Here is a 5,017-nt window from a genome sequence, read left to right on the forward strand (position 1 = left end):
TATGCCAACTACGTGCAGGGCCGCTCCTACCGCTACGATACCGACCGCAGCCGCCCGACTGCCTATCTCGAGCGCGCGGTTGCGCTGGATCCTGATTTCGCGAGGGGGTGGGAAGAACTGAGCTACGTCTATGGCGTCTCGATCTATTACGCGAGGACCGAACAGGAATTGCACGAGACCATGGCCAAGCTGGACAGGGCTTCCGCCCGGGCGCTCGACCTCAGCCCGGAAATCTGGAATGGCCTATCGGCTCGGGCCTGGTACGATGTTGCCAGGGACGATCTGCGTTCAGCCGCCGAGAAGTATCGCCAGATTGCGCAGCTCGACCAGGGGGAAGATCCGGACCTGCGCTCGTCCCTCGCGACCTTTGCGATCCAGCTGGGCCGCATTCGCGAGGCGAGCGAGATCAGGCGATCCATGGCGCTGATCGACCCGTACTATCGCCGAGAGACATACGGGTTCGTAGATGACTTCTATCTCGGCAACTTCGACCTTACGCTGCGAAAGATCGACGAAGTGACGCAAGGTATCCCCGCGGTCAGGGCGCAGTATTTCGACAGCATATTCTGGATCAACGTATTCAAGGGTGATTATGCCGCGGCAAGGCAGGCCGCGGAAGAGTTCAACATGGGACCGATGGCCCGCAGTGTCCCCGATTTCCGTTTCGATCCCGAAGTGAATCCCAGCTTGCCGCCGGATCAACTCAAGCTGTGGGCCGACCGGACATTCGGCGTCGGCGGACGGCGGGACTTGATAGCGCGGGCCACATTCGCGAGTCACTTCGGCCACCAGGACATCGCGCTCAATTATCTCAGGCTGGCGTTCGAGCGACCCGGCTATGGCGCCTATTGGATGATCTGGCATCCGGCCCTCACGAAGCTACGGGCAACCGACGCATTCGAACAATGGGTCGAGGAGCGCGGCTTCGTCGACATCTGGCGCGAAGAAGGCGACTGGGGCGATTTTTGCGAGCCGGTTTCAGAGGAAGAATTCGCCTGCCATTAAATCTCCGCTTCAGATCTCTGTCGGACATTCATTTTCCTACATCACCGGATTGTGAAACAAGCGCGGCATGTCCGTTTGCCCGCTCACCCATCGCTCCGCCCAGGCAGGGTCATCATATTCCACGATCGGGCAAGGATATTTTAATTTTCCGAGACGGGGCAAGTGTCACTCTCGACCCCTTATTCCTTTGGAAAACAGGCATTATTTGACCCGGACGCCGAGGGTGACAGGTGTCACCTGTGTCACCCTCGACCTGCGCACAGCGAAGTCGGGCGAGGCCGTTGCCTCACCGTCCACGCCTGCTAGGTTCCCCGCCATGAGGGGAGACGCCGCAGCATGACCGCCAAGCGCATCGGACTGGCGGTGGGGCTTGGCGCGTTCCTGCTCACCCTGATCGTTCCCGCGCCCGCCGGGATGCCACCCGAGGCCTGGCCGGTCGCCGGCCTCGTCGTGTGGATGGCGGCGTGGTGGATGACCGAGGCGATCCCGCTCACCGCGACCGCGCTGCTGCCGTTCCTCGTCCTGCCGTTTGCCGGGGTGATGGACGCGGCCGACACGGCCTCGGCCTATTATTCGCCGATCCTGTTCCTGATCCTGGGCGGGGCGTTCCTTGCGCTGGCGATCGAGCGCACCGGGCTCCACCGGCGGCTCGCGCTGGGAATCCTGAAGGCGGTCGGTTCGGGCGGGAGCCAGGGGCGGGTGCTGCTCGCCTTCATGATCTCGGCCGCGGTGCTCTCGATGCTGATTTCGAACACCTCGACCGCGCTGATCATGATGCCGATGGCGCTGGCCGTGCTTTCCGCAGGCGGGAGTACTCCCGACCAGCAGGACGGCCTTTCCGGCGCATTGCCGATGGGAATCGCCTTTGCCGCCTCGATCGGCGGGCTCGGCACGTTGATCGGCAGCCCCACCAACGGGATCGCGGTGGCGCTGCTCGACAACACGATCGGCCTCGAAATCTCGTTCCTCGACTGGATGATGTTCGGCCTGCCGGTCGTGATCGTAGGTGTGCCGCTCGCCGCCTGGATCATCGCCCGGGCGCAGCGCGTTGCGAGCGTGCCGTTCGACCTATCCGCCGCGCGGAGCGCCATCGCGACGCGGACCGCGTGGACCGTGCCCGAGCGGCGGCTGGTTCCGGTGATTGCGCTCGCCTTCGTGCTCTGGGCATTGCAGGGCTGGCTTGAGCCGTATCTCCCTTCGGGCTCGCTCACCGACGGGACCATCGCGATTGCCGCGGGCCTCTCGCTGTTCCTGCTGCCCGACGGGACGGGGCGCCCGATGCTGGTGTGGAGCGAAGCGGATCGCGCGCCCTGGGGCGTGATCATGATGTTCGGCGGCGGTCTGGCGCTGGCCGCGGGGATGAGCGCCTCGGGCCTCGCCGAATGGCTCGGGCAATCGCTGCTGCCGCTTTCCGCAGTGCCGCTCTGGGTGGTCGCGCTGGCGATCGTCGCGCTGGTGATCGTGATCACCGAATTCGCCAGCAATGTCGCGACCGCGAGTGCGATTATCCCGGTGGTCGCGAGCCTGGTCGTCGCCCTGGATGCGGACCCGGTGCTGCTGGCGATGCCGGCCGCAATCGCGGCGAGCTGGGGCTTCATGCTGCCTTCGGGCACGGGGCCCAACGCGATCGCCTGGGCGACCGGGCGAATCCGCATGCCGCTTCTGGTCAAGGCCGGGATCGCGCTCGACCTGGCGGGCGCGCCGCTGATCGTCGGGCTGGTGTGGCTGGTGGCGCTGGTGGCGGGCTAATGTTCGGCACCGAGCGCATGTTCATTCGTCGGTTCGAGCCAATCGAAGGCGGCTATCTTTACCATCCCGGTCGTTGGAGCCGGGGCTATCTGGTGACCGAAAGGGAGTTCCAGAAGCTGCGCGAGGACTGGCGGTTCTGGTCTGGCTGGCGTGGCATCCTCGTTCTTTTTGCACTCTTGATGGGCAGCTCAACTCTCCTCTTGATACTGGTCTATACTGGTGTGCTCGACCAGGTAGCCTTTGAAAGATCGACGGTGCCCTTGGCTGTTCTCGCAATGGCTCTGATGTTCTGGAAAATGACTGGCGCACAACGCCTCGTTTGGGGCCGCGAGCCAATCGCAGAGCGCAGGACAAGAGCCAAGTTCGAAAGCGACACGGCCAAGCAATTTTCATGGCCGCTCATGATATTCAATTGTCTGTTGTCGACCTGGCTCATGATCGTCGCATGCTTGATCGCGTTCAATTCACCACTGATCGGGGTTCCGGTCTTGTTGGTATTTGCTCTGGGAACCTTCCAATCTTTCAGATTGGCCCGACGAAAATGGTTGGAACGGAGCAAGCAATCATAAATCGCGCGCCAGATAGACGCTGTCGCACCATTCGCCGCCGATATGCCAGGTGCGGGCTGCGCGGTGGGTTTCGGCAAAGCCGTGCCGGGTGAGCAGGGCAAGGCTGGCGGCATTGCGCGGGTCGACATCGGCGGTGAGGGTGAGCGGCGCGCGCCAGGCGAGATAGGAAAGGAATGCTGCCATTGCTTCGCTGCCATAGCCCTGCCGCTGGTGATCGGAATGCAGCAGGAAGCCGATGCTCGGAAGCTTCCAGCAGCCGAGCTTGCCGATCACGGCGCCGTTACGCTCGATCAGGAAATCGTCGCTCACCTCCGGGTCGGCCTCGACCATGCTGGCGAGCCAGTCGCGGCTCTGGTCGAGCGTCTCGTGCGGCGGTGTGGACCAGTAGCGCATGGCCTTGGGATCGCTCAGCATCGCGTGGACGGCCGGCAGGTCGGCCATCGTCGCGCGGCGCAGGACGAGGCGCGCGGTCTCGATCCGGTCGCGTCTCAACCCCGCCACTCGCGGCGTTCCTCGGCCGCGCGCAGCACCTCATAGGCGAGCTGGAGCTTCTGGAACTCGCGCGCCGCGTCCTCGTCGCCCGGCTTGACGTCGGGATGGACGAGCTTCGCCCGGGCGCGCCAGGCCTTCTTGACCGTGTCGAAATCGGCATCGGGGGTGAGCCCCAAAGCTTCGAGCGCCCGGACTTCGTCGGCGCTGCGGCTGCCATCGCCCGAGGAGGCCCAGCCATAATGCTGGGCTTCGGCATAGCCGGCATTCTCGCGCCGCTCGCTCTTCGCGCGGGCGGCCGCCTCTTCCTTGTCGAGCCCTTCGAAATAGTCCCATTTCGAATTGTATTCGGCGGCGTGCTTCTCGCAGAAATACCAGCGGTCGGGGCTGTTGGGGGCCTTGGGCGCGGGGCAGGTTCCGGGTTCCTCGCAGCCGTAACGGTCGCACAGGCGCACGGTCGCCGCATCGCGCACGCCTTCGTAGCCGCGCCAGCGCGGAAAGCCCCAGTCCATCGATCGCTTGGCGCGGCTCACACTCTTAATCCTTCGGTCACGCAATCCGTCTAGCGGACCCGCACACCCGCTGCCAAGCTTGGTTGCACTTCATGGACGCCAGACCGCTATTTGTCGAATGTTGCATTGCACAATTTCAAAAAGCTACTATTTAGCCCACTAACGATTCCATGGAGTGCCCATGAGCAAGCAGCTCGCCATTTCCGCCAGTTTCTCGACCTTCGCCATGGCGGCGTTCGCGCTGTTCACGGTGCCCTTGAACACGCTTGACGCGCATGACGGCATTGCGGGCGCCCCGACTGCCATCGAAGCGCCCGCCATGGTCGAGCTGCCGGACGCGCCGGCGCTCCCGTTTCTCGCGAACTAGTCGATCGTGATCGTGGCCGCGCGGCGGTTCTGCGCCCAGGCCTGCTCGGTCGAGCCGAGCGCAACCGGGCGCTCCTTGCCGTAGCTGACCGTGGTCAGGCGGTTGGCGGCGATACCCAGGCTGACGAGGTAGTTCTTCGCGGCATTCGCCCGGCGTTCGCCCAGGGCTAGGTTGTAATCGCGCGTGCCGCGCTCGTCGCAATGGCCTTCGATCGTCGCGCGCTTGTTGGGATAGCGCTGCAGCCATTCGGCCTGCGCCCGCAGCGCGGTGGCGTCGGACGCGTCGATATCGAACTTGTCGGTATCGAAATAGATCACGTTGCGGCC

7 protein-coding genes are annotated in these 5,017 nt (G+C 64.1%); 4 read left to right on the forward strand and 3 right to left on the reverse strand.

Annotation, left to right across the window (positions count from 1 at the left end):
- The 3 genes from AC16XC_RS09620 to AC16XC_RS09630 form a co-directional block, all read left to right on the forward strand.
- The coding region (locus AC16XC_RS09620; protein WP_484034437.1) for a tetratricopeptide repeat protein at positions 1–1,005 on the forward strand (1,005 nt) is incomplete at its 5' end.
- Positions 1,006–1,341: 336 nt separating this feature from the next.
- Positions 1,342–2,754 carry an SLC13 family permease gene (locus AC16XC_RS09625; protein ID WP_484034438.1) on the forward strand — a complete coding sequence of 471 codons (1,413 nt, stop codon included), beginning with the start codon at positions 1,342–1,344 and terminating at the stop codon, positions 2,752–2,754.
- Entirely contained in the window at positions 2,754–3,323 is a 570-nt protein-coding gene (locus AC16XC_RS09630) for a hypothetical protein (protein WP_484034439.1), read from the forward strand. Before AC16XC_RS09625 ends, AC16XC_RS09630 begins: the two co-directional genes overlap by 1 nt.
- On the opposite strand, the gene AC16XC_RS09635 is transcribed toward AC16XC_RS09630, so the two are convergent.
- Positions 3,318–3,824 carry a GNAT family N-acetyltransferase gene (locus AC16XC_RS09635; protein ID WP_484034440.1) on the reverse strand — a complete coding sequence of 169 codons (507 nt, stop codon included), beginning with the start codon at positions 3,822–3,824 and terminating at the stop codon, positions 3,318–3,320. The genes AC16XC_RS09630 and AC16XC_RS09635 overlap by 6 nt on opposite strands.
- Positions 3,812–4,345 (reverse strand): J domain-containing protein, encoded by a 534-nt coding sequence (locus tag AC16XC_RS09640; RefSeq protein ID WP_484034441.1) that lies wholly within the window; start codon positions 4,343–4,345, stop codon positions 3,812–3,814. Before AC16XC_RS09640 ends, AC16XC_RS09635 begins: the two co-directional genes overlap by 13 nt.
- A gap of 160 nt (positions 4,346–4,505) precedes the next feature.
- On the opposite strand from AC16XC_RS09640, the gene AC16XC_RS09645 reads away from it, so the two are divergent.
- A complete protein-coding gene (locus tag AC16XC_RS09645) occupies positions 4,506–4,691 on the forward strand; it encodes a hypothetical protein (protein WP_484034442.1) in 186 nt (61 codons plus the stop codon).
- Here AC16XC_RS09645 and pal read toward each other — a convergent pair.
- Positions 4,688–5,017, reverse strand: a 330-nt coding sequence (gene pal, locus AC16XC_RS09650; RefSeq protein ID WP_484034443.1) for a peptidoglycan-associated lipoprotein Pal, incomplete at its 5' end; no start/stop codon positions are given. The genes AC16XC_RS09645 and pal overlap by 4 nt on opposite strands.

The organism is Candidatus Andeanibacterium sp. (assembly GCF_057143545.1).